We start from the raw sequence: 18,471 nt of genomic DNA on the forward strand, positions 1-18,471 counted from the left end.
TAGCAGAGTTAACTAATAAGTCATAAAATCATCGGGCTTGAGTTGTTTAGATACTATTCTGATTTTGTAAATCATTCCTTTAAACCAAGACTTTTTGTTCAGGCAAACACCTATGGAACAACTCCCTGTCTTAATTGGCTGATAAGAAAACGACTCGGACAATTCCTGTTTTCCGTTAACAAAAGTTGTCAAGCTATTAGGTCTCACAACTAATGCAACATGATACCATTGTCCAAGCTGATGAGTAAGTTGTTCGTTAATTAAGGCTTTCTTGTTATTTCCGGAAGCCGCAAAACCATCGAAATACCAGATATCCGTAACTGCACGGATTTCCAGCAACATTCTATTACCTAAGACCTCACCAATATGAAGAATCCGCTGTTCGAAAGATGCATTTATATCCGGACAAAAAATCATTTCTACGGTAAATTCCTTCATCGATTTAAGAGGCATTTCCTGTAAAATAAGAGCATCACTACTTCCATTAAAGGAAACAGCTTTTCCATAAGGAGAATCAACCAGTTTTGGCTGACCAAGTATCTTTATTTGTTTTGAGTTCTTTTGCAGTAAATCCGCCACTAACCACTCTGTATGAAATTTTACTGTGGAATTTTTTTCTGAGTTTTGACCATTCCCTGAGAAGGGGAAATACATAAAAAACAAGACTAGTAATATTGGAGTAATCTTCATTTGTCTGTTTTTTTATTGGACTCAACAAAATTCATCTCAAATTCCTTTTAAAGGGAAGTAATAAATAGTATTTATCCAATTTGAGAACTTATATTATAATCTCTATTTAAATAACAGAGATTAGCTTCATGTTTTGTTACCGTTCACCTAAATTCAGAGATAAAAAGCAAAGATAATCCGTCAACGAATCAACGGATTATCCTATTTCTTATTAAGAATTTAAAGCATTCTTATTGATTAAATCCATAACCATTGCTTATTCCTGAATTCTCTAAAATTGTAGAATTCAATGGCACTAGATAGACTGGAGGATTACCCGCACTAAAGTCAGCATCACTATAACCCTTAAAAAGATCAGTTGAGTAATCTGCAGCATTAGCTACGATATCAGCACCCCAGTTTGTTTGAACATATCCATCAGCTTCAAGAGCCAATGCTTCTGCACTTCCAGGAGCGATATAATTGAACAATCCTTTGATCGCAACGTTAGTTTCCGGTCCATTAACAGTTTTGCCAATCTCAGTTGCAAAACTTTCCCAATTATCATATTGTCCTCTCCAACCTGGGAACGATACAGGATCTGTTTCGTCTACACATTGCGTAGTCAAACGATAACCATGAGTTGCTTTTGCATCAACCATTTTTGTCCAAATATACATTGGTATTTGGTTACCATTCTCAAATTGATAATATCCATTAGCCTCTAAACCACTAATAATAGTAGTCATCAATTCTCTGTTATCTACTATTGCTTTAGGTAATTTACCAGTACGAATAAGATCATAACGACGCATTCCTTCACCACCAAATTCTAATTTACGCTCTTCCAAAACAGCTTCATAAACACTACCCGCTTTTGCAATAAAACCGTTTAAATCGGCATCTGCAGGTGATGTAAATGCACGATTGTGTACTTTCTCTAATTCTGTTCTCGCGGGACCATCATTGCCTAAAGCAGCCTCAACCTCAGCGAGCATCAAGATAACATCTGATACACGCATGTATGGGCAATTAATTCCCGATCTACGTGATTTCGCTACATATGGATTGCTCATACGATTTTCATCCCATTTATTATTAGCAATACCTCCGTGCGACTTAGAACCAGGAATCCAATCGATTATTACTTCAGTACCATCTCCTTTACTTGCGGTTACTGCAACGGTAACATCACGTCTCAAATCCTTAGGATCGAAAGAACCATAATAATAATGTGCCTGGAAACGTGACTGCCCATAACTCTTACAAGGGAAAGCTTTGGAACCACCACCATTTGAAGGACGACCAAATGCATAAGGACGTTCTGTTTGTTGCCCATACTCTTCCGGAATCTCATAAATAGACTCTTTCGATAGTTGTTCACCAGTCATCATCATCTGAAATACGTATTGGAATGGATTCCCAAATTCTTGTCCTGCTCCTCCGGCAGAACGTGGATCACTTGTAATTAAATAAGCAGAACCAGAATTTTCTACACATTTAGTCAGATATGTTTTAGCAATATTGAAATAATCCTGCCAGTCAGAACGACGGGAATAAACTGCTCCATCCTTTTCAGTTCCCATAGTCTCAAATGAAATTGCACTTCCATCCAATTTTTTATAAAAATCACTTCCAAGATCAGTACGACGGGTAGCATAACCTCCGGCATAAAGACACATACGTCCGATTAATCCCTGTACATAAGTTCGGGTCATTACATCAGCATTATTTCCTCCCTCACCAACTCGGTACATATAAGGCTCTACCTTCATCAATTGGTTGATGTGATATTCATAAATTTCATCACGAGAAACAAGACCTTTGTTCTCTGTATCACTTATAGAAAGTACGTGAGGTACATCACCATAAAAGCGACACAATTCAAAATATGCAGTAGCTCTCAGTGCAACAGCTTGTCCGTATATATCCGACAATTCAGTCACTTCTCCACTACTCATCATTGCCTCAAAATCACTTGTTCCTTCAAACGCCTCAATCAAAGAGTTCGTTACTGACACAATCCCATAAAGAGCTGTCCAAGCTTTTTCACTATCCGTAAATGAAATGTCAAAACTTGAAGTTCCTCCTGGATAGAAATATTCAGGAACGTGACGTGTTTGTGATGAAAATGTTTCCGGATGATGTTCAACATCAGAACCAACAACTGCAAGATCGTAAAAAAGACCATTAGAGTGCACATATGCATTACCTCTCCATTTTTCGTATGCATTCAGTAAAGCTCCCTTTGCAGAAGTAGCTCCTGAAAATACAAATTCAGAATCTACAACCGAAGGAGAAGATGTATCTAAAAATTCTTCGCAGGAATTAAGCGATAAGGTGAATACACCAATAATTGCTATAATTAATATTTTTTTCATACCTAATTTAATTATCAAATTAACAATAATATTCCTCATGTTAGAAAGTAACATTTACTCCTAAAGTGAAAGTTTTTGCACGAGGATATGCACCCCAGTCCATATTAGTTGTTGGGAATATTTTCAAACTGCTAAAAGCGCTGCCTGCACTCTTTGGAGTTGTATTCACCTCTGGATCTACTCCTGAATAACCTGTTATTGTAAATAAATTATTACCTGTGAAGTATACACGGATTCTTTCAATTCCTATTTTTTGAGAAGCCAACTTTGGAACATTATATCCCAATGTTACTGTTTGTAAACGCAAATAAGATGCATCTTCAACAAATGTAGAATAGGTTACACCATTCTCATTGTAAGGTAGAGCATATTTAGCATTTGCATTTAATGCTTTTAATGCCGCAGGATCGGTTACAGCTGTCAAATCTCCAGAAGAATTAACGTCATAAACTTTATAAGCGTCTTTTACAAAGGCTAAACGGTTCGCACCAATACTAGCATCTTTATTTCCATAACTACTTACCAAAGCTGCAGCATTGTAAATTTTTCCTCCCAAAACCCAGTTCATATTAGCACCTAAATCAAAATTTTTATATCTCAAATTTAAGTTAATCGACCCTGTATGTTTTGGTGTTGCTTCTCCCAATTCTGTATAATCCTCAGCATCAACAGTTCCACTTTTATCTACATCTTTCAATTTAACAGCACCTGGGAAAGCATTCTGACCATCGGCAACATTAAACGGATTGGGATAACTTCCTGTAAAACCTGTATCAAAATCAGCAATTCCGTCTTTTAGTGTATAAATACCATTTGCATAGTTAAAATCATCAACCTTATAGAATCCTTCACTTACATAACCACGAATCACTCCTACTGATTTGCCTTCAACAAGTGCATAATCATACGCAGGCTTAGTCGCTGAAGAAGCCCAATTAGAAGCATATTGATATTGATCAGTGTTTTTAAGATTATCAATATTATTTTTATTGTAGTTGTAGATAAGATTTACTCCAAAATCCCAATCATCAGAACGAATAATGTCGACTCCAACAGAAAGCTCGACCCCTTTATTTGAGGTTTGTCCAAAATTTTGGTACTGGTAAGAATATCCTGTTGTATTGTCAACTGGAACAGCCATTAATAAGTCGTTAGTTGTGTTCCAATAAACTTCAGCAACCCCATAAATACGGTTGTTGAACATTCCATAGTCTATACCTAAGTTTCTGGAAACAGTTGTTTCCCATTTTAAGTCAGGATTAGGATAAAGACCTGATGGCTTGTAATAAGATCCAATACTACCGTTAATAGGATAATGAATATCACTGCTACTTCCACTTTCCCATGTTTCTTTCCATAATGAAGAGCTGATATTATCGCTGCCCGAAGCACCATAAGATACTCTTAATTTAAGGTTATCTAACCAATCCCTTGTGCTTTCCAACATAGGCTCATCAGAGATACGCCATGCTGCAGCTACTGCCGGGAAATATCCCCATCGATTGTTTGACGCAAATTTAGATGAACCGTCAGCACGAACCGTAGCTGTAAAAAGATATCTATCTTTTAATGAGTAGTTTGCACGACCAAAGAAAGACAATGAATGTGAAGGAGTTCCAACCGTGTTTAGTGGAGTTAAAGTCTCTCCTGTTTGAATTAAACCTGTTGTTGTCTTATAATCAAAGTTTTCAGGATATCCCTTACCTTTAACTTCTAAAGTAGTAGATTTCGATTTCAAAATTTCATTACCCAACAAAAAAGATAATTTATTTGATTCTCCTAAATTAAATTCATAATTCAGAGTTGTAACTGAACGAAAACTTTCCGCGCCCTTTCTTTTTATGGTTGCAGTTTTATATCCATTGGTCAATCCATCTTCGTAGTAATTACTTTCATCATTAACTCTGGTAAATCCTACCTCACTACGAGCTTTAAGTCCTTTTATGATCTCCCATGTTAATCCAGCAAACCCACGTAAGTTTTGTGATTTTGTAATATTTGTAATATCATTAATTAACCCAATAGGATTACTACTTTCGTCGATGTTTGCATCACCATTACCAAAACTGGAAGAAACATCGGTATAATCAACACCACCTAATGGATTGTCAATTGGACGAAACCAGTAAGCTGAAGAAATTAGAGACCCTCTACCATTGGTATTGCCTTCTTTTCCACTTAATTCTGATTCTGAATAACGAAGATCAAAATCTACTTTTAAATTTTCAGCTAATTCCTGATCAATTTTGAAAGAAGCATTTGAACGCTCATAACCTGAATTAATCTTGATACCTTCATCATTTAAATATCCAACAGAAGCAAATACTTTTGTTTTTTCAGTTCCGCCAGACAAACTAATAGTATGGCTTTGAGTAAATGCAGTACGTAATGCATCATCGGTGTAGTTATGAGCCTTTACATTGGCGTAATCAGCATAATGATTACCATTGGCACTTCCTAATCCAAAATATTCAGCTATTCCACTTCCATTACTGGCGCCGTAAGCAGTAGCATAAGCCCAAGTATGATTCACATATTCCTGTGCAGATAAAGTTTCAAGTGATTTTGCTACACTTTTAACCTGTGTGTACCCGCTATAAGTTACTTGAAGCTTTCCTGCTTTACCTTTTTTTGTAGTAACCAGAATAACACCATTTGCTCCACGGGCACCATAAATTGCTGTTGAAGATGCGTCCTTTAACACATCAATAGATTCAATTTGATCTGCAGGAATTTCCGAAATAGAACTTACTGGAAAACCATCAACAACAAATAGAGGATCGTTGGATTGAGTAATAGAACCTCCTCCACGAATTTTGATAGATACGTCAGCACCAGGACGTCCATCCTGACTAACCACATTTACTCCCAACAAACGGCCTTGTAATGCCTGAGCAACATCTGGCACTGAAATAGCTGCTAAATCTTCACCTTTAACCGAAGCTACAGCCCCCGTAAGATCTTTCTTTTTAACAACCCCATAACCAATAGCCACAATTTCTTCCAATTGAGTAAATGCTTCCTGCATCACTACATTAATTTCAGATCTCCCGGATACTGATATTTCTTGTGTCTCCATTCCGATAAAAGAAACTACAAGTACATCTGATTGAGCATTTGGTAATTCTATTGAATAAATTCCATCAATACCAGTAATTGTACCAAGGCTTTGGTTGCCTTTTACCGTAACTGTTACTCCTGGCAATGGAAAATTTGTTCCATCAGTAACCTTTCCTGTTACTTTTTGTCCATAGCTATCAAGACTGCAAAACAGCAGTACAAAAAAGCCCAGCATAAAAAGTTTGCTAATTTTATTCAGATTTTTCTTCATTTAGATAAGTTTAGTAAAAAATTAGAATACACTTTAATATATTTGATTAAGATTAGAAATTTCATATTCACAACATTTCGAGCCATCAATTCCCGCTCAAATTAAATTTTAAACATCAGAACATTTTTTGCAGGTTGACTGCCACGCTCTTTATGTCAACTTCTAACGTTTGCGCCAACGGTCTAACGAACAACTTAAGGTTCGTTTTTTTCCACAATACACATACTCTTGTTTCCCAGTCTAAATATTGACATAGACAAGTGAAAATCACAGTTATTTATTCAGTTCAATTGCAGCCAAAATAAAAGGTGCAATTCCTTTAGGATCATTTACAACCCTCTTCTCACTAATATAATATTCAAAAGAACCATCTCTGTATGGATTGCCACCCAAACCGCAACCGCCACAAATATCCTTCATCGTTATTCCTCCATTTTCATCCGTACTAATAAGGTTTTTAATAATAGAATCAAATACAGAATTGGCTATATCCTGATATCCTTTATCTAGATATCCCTTGGATGCCCCTTTGGCAAACGCGTAGCAAAACATTGCAGAACCAGAACCTTCCAGATAATTCCCCTCCCGGTTACCCTGATCAAGAACCTGATACCATAACCCACTATCTTTATCGCGTACCTTCAGCAAAGCTTCACAACTATTTTGAAGAAGCGTAATAAGTTCATTCCGATCCTTGTGATTCTCTGGCAAATAATCTAAAACATCAACAATAGCCATAACATACCACCCCATAGATCTGCTCCAAAAATTAGGTGCACAACCCGTTACTTTATTACTCCATCGCTGTTCACGACTTTCGTCATAAGCGTGATATAACAAGCCCGTCTTTTCATCTAAAGTTTTTTCATAGATTAATTCAATCTGTAAGCATACCTCATCAAATAGTTCCGGAGTATTGAATTCCTTTGCATATTGAGCTAAAAATGGAGAAGCCATATATATACCATCCAACCACATTTGATTCGGATATACTTTCTTATGCCAGAAACCTCCACTTTTAGTTTTTGGATGATTTTGCATTTGCTCTACGAATGAGTAAAGTGCTTTGCGGTACTTTTCTTCGCCGGTTCTTTTGTAAAGAGTAATAATATTCTTAGCTGGATTTATTCGATCAATATTATACTCCTCTATCTTATAGCCTTTTACACTGCCATCTTCCTGCACAAAATAATTCACATAATCTTCCATATAACGGGAATATTTTGAATCAATGTCTCCTAAATGATCGATCGCCTGTCCTAAAAAAGCAATATCGTATTGCCATTTTATAGCTTTAGGATTTAAATAATGAATAAGGCTATCCGATTCTCTCATCACCTCATCGGCCATTTTTACTGACCATTTTTGTACCTCTTTCGTTTGATTATTTCCCGTTGCAGATGACTTAGACTTACAACTGGTAAAAACCAATAAGATGATTATAAATGAAATGTTTTTCATAAGTGTTTTATTTTTTCACAGCAGTTTGCGCATTCTTTTCCATATCCTTCTTAATGATGTTCCCTTTTTCTGTCAAAAACGGCACATCACCTTCAACCAATAAATCTACACCTGAAAGAATATTATTTATTACAAATAGATTTGTTACCGACTGATTGCCTTCAATAAAAACAGGCAATTCTGTTGGCTGAAAACAATTATTAACCAATATATCAGAACAACTATCCAACTTTATCACCGATGCATCGGCGGACAAATTATAAACGGTTAGATCGCTGATCTGTATTTTTTCCGAATGATTAAATTCAATTGCATTTCCATTACTCACAGAAAGGCGAATATTTTTCATATCAATATTAGAAGCGTAATCACCTGTGACACCTGTTTTCGCATCTATCTGAATATCGTTAAAGCTTATTTGCTCAGCCGAACGTTCTTTCAATCCATAAATAGCAATGCCTTTATTAGCATTAGTCATTCTAATATTTGACAGATACACATTCCGAATAGCCGGAGTCCGTTCTGAAACCGGTTCCTCCGGTGTTTCATGATAATGCATATTAATCATCACACCTTCTCTTAACATGTTGTGCATAATAACATTTGAAACCCGAACATCTTCAACAACACCACCTCTTCCTCTCATGGTTTTAATACGGATACCTCTGTCGGTCCCCTCAAACACACAATTTGAAATGGCAACCCTACGCACACTACCAGACATTTCGCTGCCTATTACAACACCTCCATGCCCGTTAAGCATAGTACAATTTGAAATTGTAATATTTTCTGTTGGTCTGTTCGCATCACGGCCATCAGCATCACGGCCTGATTTAATTACAATACAGTCATCACCAACACTAATGTGGCTGTTACTGATTCTTACATTTCGGCATGATGAGGGATCAATTCCATCTGTATTAGGTGAGTCTCCCGGATTCAATATTGTAATTCCATCAATAGTAACATTTTCTGAAAAAACAGGCATCAAAGTCCAAAAGGGTGGATTTGTAAATGTTACCCCTTCAACCCTTACATTGGTACAATTATATGGCATAAATAAAGGTGGTCGCAAAAAACTCCCCATTCCTTGCAGATATTCATTCGTTTTAAGCATCTCTGCATTTTCCTTTTTAAATATTGCTTCCCATTTGGTATTTGTTTTCTCTCCACTTCTTACGCGCGACCATAAATCCCACCATTTCTCACCATTGCCATCTATCAGGCCACGCCCCTTAATTGTAACATTATTTGCATTATGAGAATAAATGCAGGATTTAAAATTCCTCACCCGAACTCCTTCCCATCTTGAATCAATCATTGGAAGGTATTCATCAAAATCATCTGAAAATTTAAGAACAGCTCCCGATCCGATATTAAGGGTTATATTACTTTTTAATTCTATTGGCCCGCTTAAATAAACTCCTGATGGAATATAAATCTCTCCACCTCCCTGTTCACTCAATTCTGCAACAATTTTATCAATAATAGGTGAACAGTTTACTAACCCCTTACTATCCGCACCTGCATCTTTCAAATCCACAACACTATTCTGCCCAAAAGTTAATTGAGAAACGAAAAGAAGAAAAACACAAAATAATTTCATACTTATTAATTTAATACTTACTAATTCAAATACAATTTATAAATAACCTGCAGTAGTTAACTTCTGCTTTTTCTTCTCTATCAGAGCAACTAATCATTCCGCATTTACAACGTTTGCAAAATATGTTCTTTTATTTAAACTTATAGATTACAATTTATCTAAAATACGGGGTCAAATCATCAGCCCGCAACGGAGACAAATCATCTATGCATTCATTATCAATCTATTAAGAAATTGAAATCGTTGCTTAAATCTTAAAAAATGTAAAAAAACTCATTAAATTATTATATTTGCATGAATAAGAAAAAACATATGCATCAACTAAGAATACTGATAATAATAATCCTCTCTCTTTTGCAAAGTCTTTGTGCTTTATCTCAAGACATTTATAGGTTTGAACATTTTAATTCAGAAAATGGACTTTCTCAAAATACTATATCCAGTTTACTATGCGACAGAAAAGGATTTTTATGGATTGGAACAATGAATGGTTTAAATCGTTATGATGGTTATCGATTTAAAATTTACAAGAGCAAGAAAGGAGATAGTAATGTTTTTACGAACAATAGGGTTATAGATCTATGGGAAGATGACCAAGGTTTTATATGGATGAAAACCTATGATGGGTACTATCATTACCTGAATCCTGAATTAGAATTATTTAAAACCATACCTGAATACGTTGAAATTAAAAGTACCAAAAAATCTATGGCAACTTGTTTTTTACAGTACTCTCCTGAAGAGATTTGGGTAGGTACCACAAACGAAGGTGTCCTTTATTTAAAATACAATTCCAAATTAAATAATTACACTCAATCAAAACACAGCGATAAAGGAAGATACAGCATTACAAACAAAGAAGTTCGCTTTATTGTTTCGGGTAAGGATTCTTCAGTTTGGGTGGGTACAAAAAAGGGAGTTAATCTTCTTACAAAAAAGGATCTTAATGCCGGAATATTTAATTTTCAACATCTTTTTATCAATTATTCCTTTAATTCGGCTATCGAACTAAATGATGAGATTTGGCTTGGCACCGATAATCACGGCATAATCAAGTACAACAAAAATGAATCATCGTTCAGATTTCTGGACATGTCCAACACCGCCGGCTTTAAGTCAAATCAAATTTCCAATCTATATCAGTCAAAGGATGGAATAATCTTAGCGACTTTCGTAAATAAAGGCGTATTAGCCTTTAACCCTGACTCTAATAAATGGACCAAACTAAAAATTCATGGCGATAAAATTTTGAATGTTTATTTTGATAAAAAAGACAATGCCTGGATAACAGCAACAGAATTTGGAATTACCAAAATTGAACTCAGCACACTAAAGTCAAAATATTACGAACTAACAACTAAAAACCAGAGAGTTATAACAGATCTGGAGCGACATGTATTTTATGAAGATCTGGATTCAAATTTATGGATTGGGCTGCACGGAGGAGCTTTAACATATTATAATAGTGAAAAAGACCAGTTTATTCACTATCAAAACAATCCTTCAAATCCCAATTCCATCTCGTCGAGTATTGTACACTGCATAACGGAAGATTTATCCGGGCAAATGTGGCTTGGAACCGGTCAATACAAAGGTGGTCTTGAAAAAATAATTAAACGGGATCCTGCTTTTACACAAATTCTACCAATTCCTGAATTTAATCAAATTACTGATAATGTAGTCCGTTCCATTTGTCAGGATAAAAACGGTTATATTTGGTTTGGTACCAAAGCAGGTGATTTGCATATCTACTCACCTAATTTAAAAAAACTGAGCACAATTCAGTCCTTTCACCCAACAAAAAATGATCCTTATAAGGATAATATATATAGCATTTTTATCGACCATCAGAATTATTTATGGCTGGGAACTAAAGGAAAAGGTTTATTAATAAGCCAAACTCCAATTCCAAATAATCCGGCAGAGTATACTAAAATCAAGTTCAATTCATATCTAAATAATCCAAAGGATTCTACCTCACTAGCAGGTAATAATATTTATTCGATTTCTCAGGATCAAAGGGGAAATATATGGATTGGTACATTTGGAAATGGAATCTGCAAAACCAATACCGATCATTCCAGGCCTTTAGTCTTCCAATCCTATTCAACAAACAACAGTCAATTATCAAGCGATTTGGTAAGATGTATCTACAATGATTCTGATTCCAACCTTTGGGTCGCCACCTCGTTTGGTTTGAATCTGGTAAAAGCCAATGACCTGAAACAAAACAATATCATCTTTCAAAACTTTTATTATTCAGCCGAGAAGCCAAACAGTATTAATTACAATGATGTAGTTGAGGTTTTTGAAGATTCTAAAAAACAAGTATGGTTTGGCACTTTTGGCGGAGGTGTTAATAAACTAAGCTTACCCATTGTTGATACAATTCAATTTTCATCCGTAACATCCGAGTCAGGACTCTCAAATGATGTGATATTTGGAATCAAAGAAGACAATTCAAACCATTTGTGGTTTAGTTCTGAAAACGGATTAAGCCGCTACGACGAATCAAATAAAAGCATTCAAATCTATAATGAATCGAACGGACTGGCTTTCAATAATTTCGCAGAAAATACTTGTTATACGTTAGCCGATGGAAGAATTCTATTTGGCGGTTCAAACGGAATCGAAGTTGTTCAGCCCGAGTTAATAAAACCATCTAAACAGACCAACTTTATCGAACTTACTAATTTTCAACTATTTAATAAAGATGTAATTGTTGGCGCACCAAAATCTCCATTAAAAAAGAATATCTCATATACGAACGATATAACTTTACTCAGCAGTCAATCAAGTTTCAGTATTGAATATTCGGCTCTTAACCTATCCGATCCGAAAAAAAATCAATACGCCTATTTACTGGAGAATTTTGATACTGATTGGAATTATGTTGGCAATCAAACCAAAGCAACTTATACAAACCTCGCTCCCGGGGAATATAAGTTTAAGGTGAAAAGCACAACCAGAACCGGTTTTTGGAATGAAAATGAACGTGTATTAAGAATAACCATTTCTCCGGCTTGGTGGCAAACCAAACTCGCATTTTTTGCTTATTTGTTATTCTCTATTGGTTTAATCATTTTCAGTAGATATATAATTAAGCGAATGAATAAGTTTCGCAATGATTTAACCATTGAAAAAACTATTAATGAACTAAAACTAAGGTTCTTCACAAATATTTCACACGAAATACGAACTCCTCTCACACTAATTCTTGGACCTATTGAAGACCTGTTGCAGCAAGACAATCTGGATGCAGCTCCAACTAAAAAGCTGCGGATTATTCGTAAAAATGCAAAACGCATGTTGCAGCTTGTCAATCAATTACTAGACTTCAGAAAAGTTCAGAACAATAAAATGCAATTAAAAATACAGGAAGTAGACCTGAACGAATTCACAAAAGACATTTTTGAAAGTTTCATCCCCTTAGCAAATCACAAACAAATTTTTTATTCATTTCAAAATTCAAGTACACCAATTAACATTTGGGGAGACCGGTCAAAATTAGATTCAATAATTTACAATCTAATTTCAAATGCTATCAAATTTACACCAAAAGGGAAAAAAGTAATTGTTAGTGTGAAAATTAATTCATCCGAAAATAAAGCCGAAGTTTTTGTTACTGATGAAGGCCCTGGAATTCCGGAAAAGAACATCTCCGAAATATTTAATCGATACACTATACTCAGCAACCACGATTTCGCGGGTACAGGAATAGGATTGTCATTAGCTCACGAATTGGCTATTCTGCATCATGGAAGTATTGAACTGTCATCTACAGTAGGAGAAGGCAGTGTTTTTTGTTTTTCAATGCCTTTGAATAAAGAAAAATTAATGCAGTCGCCTAACACACAAGCGATAAGCGATGAATCCCAGCAACCAATTTATCATCATGTAGAAATAGAAGATGATAATAATGTTACAGAAATCAGTGCTGATAATACAAATGATCAGGTGATACTTATTGTTGAAGACAATGAGGAGATTTTGGCATATACCAAAGATTCTCTGTCTTCACTGTATTCATGTATTGTTGCAAATAACGGAAAAGAAGGGCTTCGATTGGCACAAATTCATAATCCTGATGTTATTATTACAGATATAATGATGCCGGAAATGGATGGCATTGAGATGACACGTCTGTTAAAAGAAAATTTTACTACTTGTCACATACCAATTGTTATGATGACCGCAAAAGTAGATGTACAAGATAAAATTACTGGTTTTGAAACGGGAGCAGAAGCTTACATCACAAAACCGCTTCAAATGGCTTACTTAAAGGCTGTTCTAAAAACATTGATTACTCAAAGAAAATTGGTTATTTCAAAATACCGGGATAATAAAACCATTGATCCAAAAACATTAAAGGTTAACTCAAAAGACGAAGACTTTTTGAAACAGTTAGTTACATACATAGAGACAAATTACGCAACAGAATTAAGTGTTGACAGTCTCTCTGGCTTTTGTTGTGTAAGCCGAACTGTATTTTACAATAAAATTAAAGGTTTAACAGGACTAAGTCCTCTGGAATTTATTAGGGAAATTAAACTAAAAATTGCCATGCAGTTTTTAGAAAAAGGCTTTTCGGTTTCCGAAGTTGCCCATAAAATAGGTTATACTGATGTAAAATATTTCTCGAAACAATTTAGCTCTCAATATGGTTATCCGCCAAGTAAACTAAAGAAAATTAACAAATCCAAATCAGAAGGGACAGAATAATTCCTAATAATATTTGAATTGTAAATCGGCAAAACCAAATAATTCATAATTCAAAACAGAACTAAGATTGATTATAAACTTACTTAAAAAACTCGCCCAATTCTTTTTCCAATTGAAAGAAGGTTTGAGGTACAGCTACTGTTTTTAAGGATGGATCGATTAGAAACATGCTGGGTGTAACGTAAATATTAAACAAATTTGCAGTTGTCCCGTTTAATCCATCGGTATCGCAGGCATTTATCCAAGGGTAATCGTTTTGCGAAACCATTTCATTCCAAAAGCCAAGATTACTATCTAAGGATACGGCAACAACCTCTAACCCCATCTCATGATATTCAGGATACAAATCCTTAATGCGTTCCAACATTTCTCTGCTGTGAATACAACTCCCCGACCAAATTATCAGCAACGTTAAATCACTGTTAACATCAGATAATGATTGTATTTTGCCATCAAGGCAATGATTTAATTCTACATCGGGAACCAGCCAAACTGTGTTATTTGCATGCGAATTTCGCATTCGGTTTTGTATGATTTTATTTCCCATTACATATTCGCAGGTATTCAAAACCTTATACGCATCAACAATTAAATGATATATTTCAGGAAGCTTTTGTTCCGGGTATCGGTTCATTAAATAGTTCGCCAGATATTTTTGTGAGCTTGGATCCAGTTCTGTTAGCCAAAACAGATTACTTATCACATCATTTATCTTCGTATAATTTTCCTCTTTTATCAGATCTTCAATATAATTGGCTTTTAAGTATTTCCCAATTTTTTCATAATAGACAGGCGTAGCTTGTAATACCGAATCTGAAAAGGCGAAATAATCAAAAAAATGCTTTTGATAATAGTCATCGTAATTCTTTCCTTTTAATTTTAAATCCGGTTCCAACTCCTGTTTGGCCAGAGCCATGCGCGCCGGCCATGAATCAATATGAGATCTCCATAATTCTTTCAACAATATCTTCTTCTCTTTTTGCACCAACTTAAATTGAGCGTGCAATTCTTTATAGGAAGAATCTTTCTCATTTAAATTCACCAAGGTTTCCCTCAAAGTTCCAATTTTTTGATTCAATACATTAAATTCTGAAAGGTAATACTGGAACTGATTATTTTCATCCTTATCCGGAAAACGAAGCTCTCCAAGAACTGGCTTGCCATCCAGTGAAAAATGAAAGTCAGGATCCGAAATCAGAAAATCAATATTTCCTAATTCACCGGCAAGTCTGTAAAAACCGTAATTACCTTCCCACGAAAAAGAAAGGATTCCATTATCGCCTACTTTTGCCTGTCCCACAACAAATGAACCACCTTCATCGCCTCTCACAAGCAGAAACTGTTCCTGCTTACAATCGGGCATCTCCACAGTTAATTTAAGTTGTATTTGTCCAAATACAGTCTGTGAAATCAACAAAAATACAAATGCAAGAATTTTATTATTCATGAATCTCATGCTCCTGTTTAAATAATATAAGTACCAAAGTAAGTCATAAAGGTACATATTCCTGTTATGGATAGCCAAACCCATCCATTTAATTAACAAATTAGATTAACCATTGAATTAAAATGAATTTTTCCCGTTCTAAAATTTTATTGTAAATTTAATATCCTAAATAAAAAGATTCCTTAGCTCAGCTGGCAGAGCACATCACTTTTAATGATGGGGTCCTGGGTTCGAGCCCCAGAGGGATCACAAATAAACCATCAAATAAGTTTGATGGTTTTTCCATTTTACAGCGATAAACAAAAGCCTGCTTTCTTTAAACATTTTGCTTATATTTAATGGAATAATTTCAATATACATGCAACGCATGATTCCCGCATTCGTCATTAGAATAGAAATCGATTAATGAGCTCATTGTACAAGAACATTCACCAGGACCTGATTGAGCTTTGCGGAAAAAATGACCCCAAAGCCCAATTCAAAATCTACAAGTTATACTACAAAGCAATGTATAACTCATCTTTACGGATAGTAAAGGATGTTGCGGAAGCTGAAGATATCATGCAGGAATCATTTCTTGCTGCATTCCGAAACATTAAAAAATACAAAGGAAAGGTTAGTTTTGGTGCATGGTTAAAAAGAATTGTTGTAAACCGTTCTTTGGATAGTTTAAAAAAGAAAAAACTGGAATTATTTCCTATCGACAATGAGCTGTATAAATTATCAGAAGAAGAAGAAGATAACCATAACTTAGAATATTCAGAAGAACAAATTGCTATATTAAAAAAAGGAATAGACCTGCTACCAACAGGCTATCGAATTATCCTGAATCTGTATTTAATTGAAGGCTATGATCATGAAGAAATAGGAAGTATTCTTAACATTACCTCTTCCACTTCTCGATCACAATTCCTAAGGGCAAAGAAAAAACTGATTCAGATAATTTCGGAAAAAGAAAACCAAAAAATGCTATGAATCCTTCTCTTCTTTTTATGAACATTAATAGCTCTCAATTTTTGAGCTTAATTAATTGAAGAAGATAAAAATGAAAAGAAGGTTACATACTACAATCAATGAAAATTTGTAAGTATGAAAGACTTAGAAAAAATTTTACGAGATCATAAAGATCAATTCGATGATTATGAACCACAGGATGGTCATTTCGAAAATTTTCTTGAAAAACTAAACCATCAAAAGAAAAGAAATGTATTCGAAAGCATCCCAAACTTTTTAAAAGTGGCTGTAATAATTACTTTTGTAATCTTTTCGGGACTGGTTGGATATCAGATTCGAAATATGCAGGGCGATCATTTAGGATTGGGAGCAATATCTCCTGAATACAAGGAAGTTGAAGCATTTTACACTGCAAACATCAACAATCAGCTAGGCATGTTGAAACAACTTGGTAATTTTGATAAGAAACAACACCAAAGTATACTGAGTGAAGAATTAAAAGATATGGATGAACGATATTCGCAGCTAAAAAAAGAACTTAAATTGCATCCCGATGACGATAGAATTATTCAGGCAATGATTGAATATTATCAGGTGAAAACGAGTATTTTAAATCGTATAATCGAACAATTATATCTGATTAAAAAACAAAACAGAAACAACCTGAATACAGCAGTATAATTAAGATAATATCATACAAAAAAAATACACCCTAAATAAAAAGACTATGAAGACATTAAAATTCAAATTTTCTGCTCTCTTATTTGTTGTACTTCTTGCTTTTACAACAAATGCCTTTGCATTAGATGACTTCGAGAAACAGATTAAAGAAGTGTTCTCTGCTGCAGAAGGCACAGAATTCAGTATCAATAACAAATACGGCGATGTTAACATTAAAAATTGGGATCGTGATTCCGTATCCATTAATGTTGTCATCACGTTAGAAACCTCGAGTGAAGAAAAAGCCAAATTACTCTTTAAGAGTATCGACATAAAACTCAATAAAACGGGGAATGAAATAACCGCCGTAACCGAAATGTCGCATCAATTCAAAACAGGTAACAAATTCAGTATCGATTACGAAATATTTATGCCTGCATATGTCAAGCTGGATATTTCGAATAAGTTTGGTAACATTTACATCAATACTTTGCGTGCGAAAGCAAATATTAATTTAAGCTACGGAAACCTTCAAGGCGAAAATTTTCTTTATCCGGAAGATAAACCTGTTAGTACTATTAATCTGAGTTATGCTAAAGCAACAATAAGTGAGTGCAACAGAACCAAATTAACTCTTAAGTATTCGAAAATGAATATTGGTACAAGTAAGGCTTTAGTTGTGGTTAGCCGTTACTCAAAATTACATCTTGATAACAATGAAACCGTTCTTGCTGATAGTAAATACGATGCTTTCGATATTGTAAACACCAATACTTTTTTAGTTACAATGGGACAATATTCCGATTTCAAAATTGAAAATGTAAATCGGAATTTGGAATTGAATCTTCGTTACGGAAATTGTAAAATTGAAAATGTTTCTAAAGAATTTGAATCAATTAAAGTTGACAATCAATATGTTGCCAGCAAAATTGCGATTGAAGAAGGAGCAAACTACACACTGGACGCAGAAACAAAATATTGTGGCATAAGCTATCCTGAAGATGCTCAGGTAATTCAAAAAATTGTTAACAACTCAGAAACTTCACTAAAAGTTGTTGTAGGACAGTCTGCATCACCAAAAGGAAAAGTTATCATTAACAGCCAGTACGGCAATGTGAGTCTTAAATAGCTAACCAACAAGTCATACACCATCCCTCTTTGCCAGGCAAAGGGGGATTTTTTTATTAAAAGAACCTAAAACAGTAAAAAATATATCTGGTTTTCGCCCGATATAATTCAT

The 18,471-nt window shown here is 34.8% G+C and carries 10 protein-coding genes and 1 tRNA gene; 5 read left to right on the plus strand and 6 right to left on the minus strand.

The genetic code is table 11. The features are described 5' to 3' along the window. Window positions 1-12: 12 nt before the first annotated feature. The 5 genes from GQR60_RS18880 to GQR60_RS18900 form a co-directional block, all read right to left on the minus strand. Window positions 13-690, minus strand: coding sequence for a LamG-like jellyroll fold domain-containing protein (locus GQR60_RS18880; protein WP_124994434.1), 678 nt, complete (start codon window positions 688-690; stop codon window positions 13-15). A 230-nt stretch (window positions 691-920) separates the two neighbouring features. Next, a complete protein-coding gene (locus GQR60_RS18885) occupies window positions 921-3,050 on the minus strand; it encodes a RagB/SusD family nutrient uptake outer membrane protein (protein WP_124994435.1) in 2,130 nt (709 codons plus the stop codon). Window positions 3,051-3,090: 40 nt separating this feature from the next. Continuing rightward, window positions 3,091-6,381, minus strand: a complete 3,291-nt coding sequence (locus GQR60_RS18890; protein WP_124994436.1) for a SusC/RagA family TonB-linked outer membrane protein — start codon at window positions 6,379-6,381, stop codon at window positions 3,091-3,093. Window positions 6,382-6,654: 273 nt separating this feature from the next. Continuing rightward, the gene (locus GQR60_RS18895) at window positions 6,655-7,842 is read right to left on the minus strand and encodes a glycoside hydrolase family 88/105 protein (RefSeq protein ID WP_124994437.1); all 1,188 of its coding nucleotides are present in this window, start codon (window positions 7,840-7,842) and stop codon (window positions 6,655-6,657) included. A gap of 7 nt (window positions 7,843-7,849) precedes the next feature. Beyond that, complete coding sequence (locus tag GQR60_RS18900; RefSeq protein ID WP_124994438.1) at window positions 7,850-9,448, minus strand: glycoside hydrolase family 28 protein; 1,599 nt, start codon at window positions 9,446-9,448, stop codon at window positions 7,850-7,852. A 294-nt stretch (window positions 9,449-9,742) separates the two neighbouring features. Here GQR60_RS18900 and GQR60_RS18905 point away from each other — a divergent pair, with 294 nt between their 5' ends. Then, entirely contained in the window at window positions 9,743-14,170 is a 4,428-nt protein-coding gene (locus GQR60_RS18905; RefSeq protein ID WP_124994439.1) for a hybrid sensor histidine kinase/response regulator transcription factor, read from the plus strand. A gap of 79 nt (window positions 14,171-14,249) precedes the next feature. Here the strand turns inward: GQR60_RS18905 and GQR60_RS18910 are convergent, their stop codons facing one another. Beyond that, a complete protein-coding gene (locus GQR60_RS18910; protein WP_160463525.1) occupies window positions 14,250-15,617 on the minus strand; it encodes a peroxiredoxin family protein in 1,368 nt (455 codons plus the stop codon). A 176-nt stretch (window positions 15,618-15,793) separates the two neighbouring features. Here GQR60_RS18910 and GQR60_RS18915 point away from each other — a divergent pair. From GQR60_RS18915 to GQR60_RS18930, 4 genes are all read left to right on the plus strand, one after another. Further along, window positions 15,794-15,866 (plus strand) — tRNA-Lys (locus tag GQR60_RS18915). Window positions 15,867-16,022: 156 nt separating this feature from the next. After that, on the plus strand, window positions 16,023-16,592 hold the full coding sequence (locus GQR60_RS18920) for an RNA polymerase sigma factor (RefSeq protein WP_124994441.1): 570 nt from the start codon (window positions 16,023-16,025) through the stop codon (window positions 16,590-16,592). 114 nt (window positions 16,593-16,706) lie between these two features. Next, window positions 16,707-17,252, plus strand: coding sequence for a hypothetical protein (locus GQR60_RS18925; RefSeq protein ID WP_124994442.1), 546 nt, complete (start codon window positions 16,707-16,709; stop codon window positions 17,250-17,252). A 46-nt stretch (window positions 17,253-17,298) separates the two neighbouring features. Further along, entirely contained in the window at window positions 17,299-18,360 is a 1,062-nt protein-coding gene (locus GQR60_RS18930) for a hypothetical protein (RefSeq protein WP_124994443.1), read from the plus strand. Window positions 18,361-18,471: the final 111 nt, after the last annotated feature.

Source organism: Labilibaculum euxinicum, assembly GCF_009795715.1.
Classification (GTDB): domain Bacteria; phylum Bacteroidota; class Bacteroidia; order Bacteroidales; family Marinifilaceae; genus Labilibaculum; species Labilibaculum euxinus.

Bases quoted from the DNA above. Each gene is read 5' to 3' on its own strand.
- GQR60_RS18900 (WP_124994438.1), bottom strand. From the start codon at position 9,448: ATGAAATTATTTTGTGTTTTTCTTCTTTTCGTTTCTCAATTAACTTTT.
- GQR60_RS18920 (WP_124994441.1), top strand. From the start codon at position 16,023: ATGAGCTCATTGTACAAGAACATTCACCAGGACCTGATTGAGCTTTGC.
- GQR60_RS18905 (WP_124994439.1), top strand. From the start codon at position 9,743: ATGAATAAGAAAAAACATATGCATCAACTAAGAATACTGATAATAATA.
- GQR60_RS18890 (WP_124994436.1), bottom strand. From the start codon at position 6,381: ATGAAGAAAAATCTGAATAAAATTAGCAAACTTTTTATGCTGGGCTTT.
- GQR60_RS18880 (WP_124994434.1), bottom strand. From the start codon at position 690: ATGAAGATTACTCCAATATTACTAGTCTTGTTTTTTATGTATTTCCCC.
- GQR60_RS18910 (WP_160463525.1), bottom strand. From the start codon at position 15,617: ATGAATAATAAAATTCTTGCATTTGTATTTTTGTTGATTTCACAGACT.
- GQR60_RS18925 (WP_124994442.1), top strand. From the start codon at position 16,707: ATGAAAGACTTAGAAAAAATTTTACGAGATCATAAAGATCAATTCGAT.
- GQR60_RS18895 (WP_124994437.1), bottom strand. From the start codon at position 7,842: ATGAAAAACATTTCATTTATAATCATCTTATTGGTTTTTACCAGTTGT.
- GQR60_RS18930 (WP_124994443.1), top strand. From the start codon at position 17,299: ATGAAGACATTAAAATTCAAATTTTCTGCTCTCTTATTTGTTGTACTT.
- GQR60_RS18885 (WP_124994435.1), bottom strand. From the start codon at position 3,050: ATGAAAAAAATATTAATTATAGCAATTATTGGTGTATTCACCTTATCG.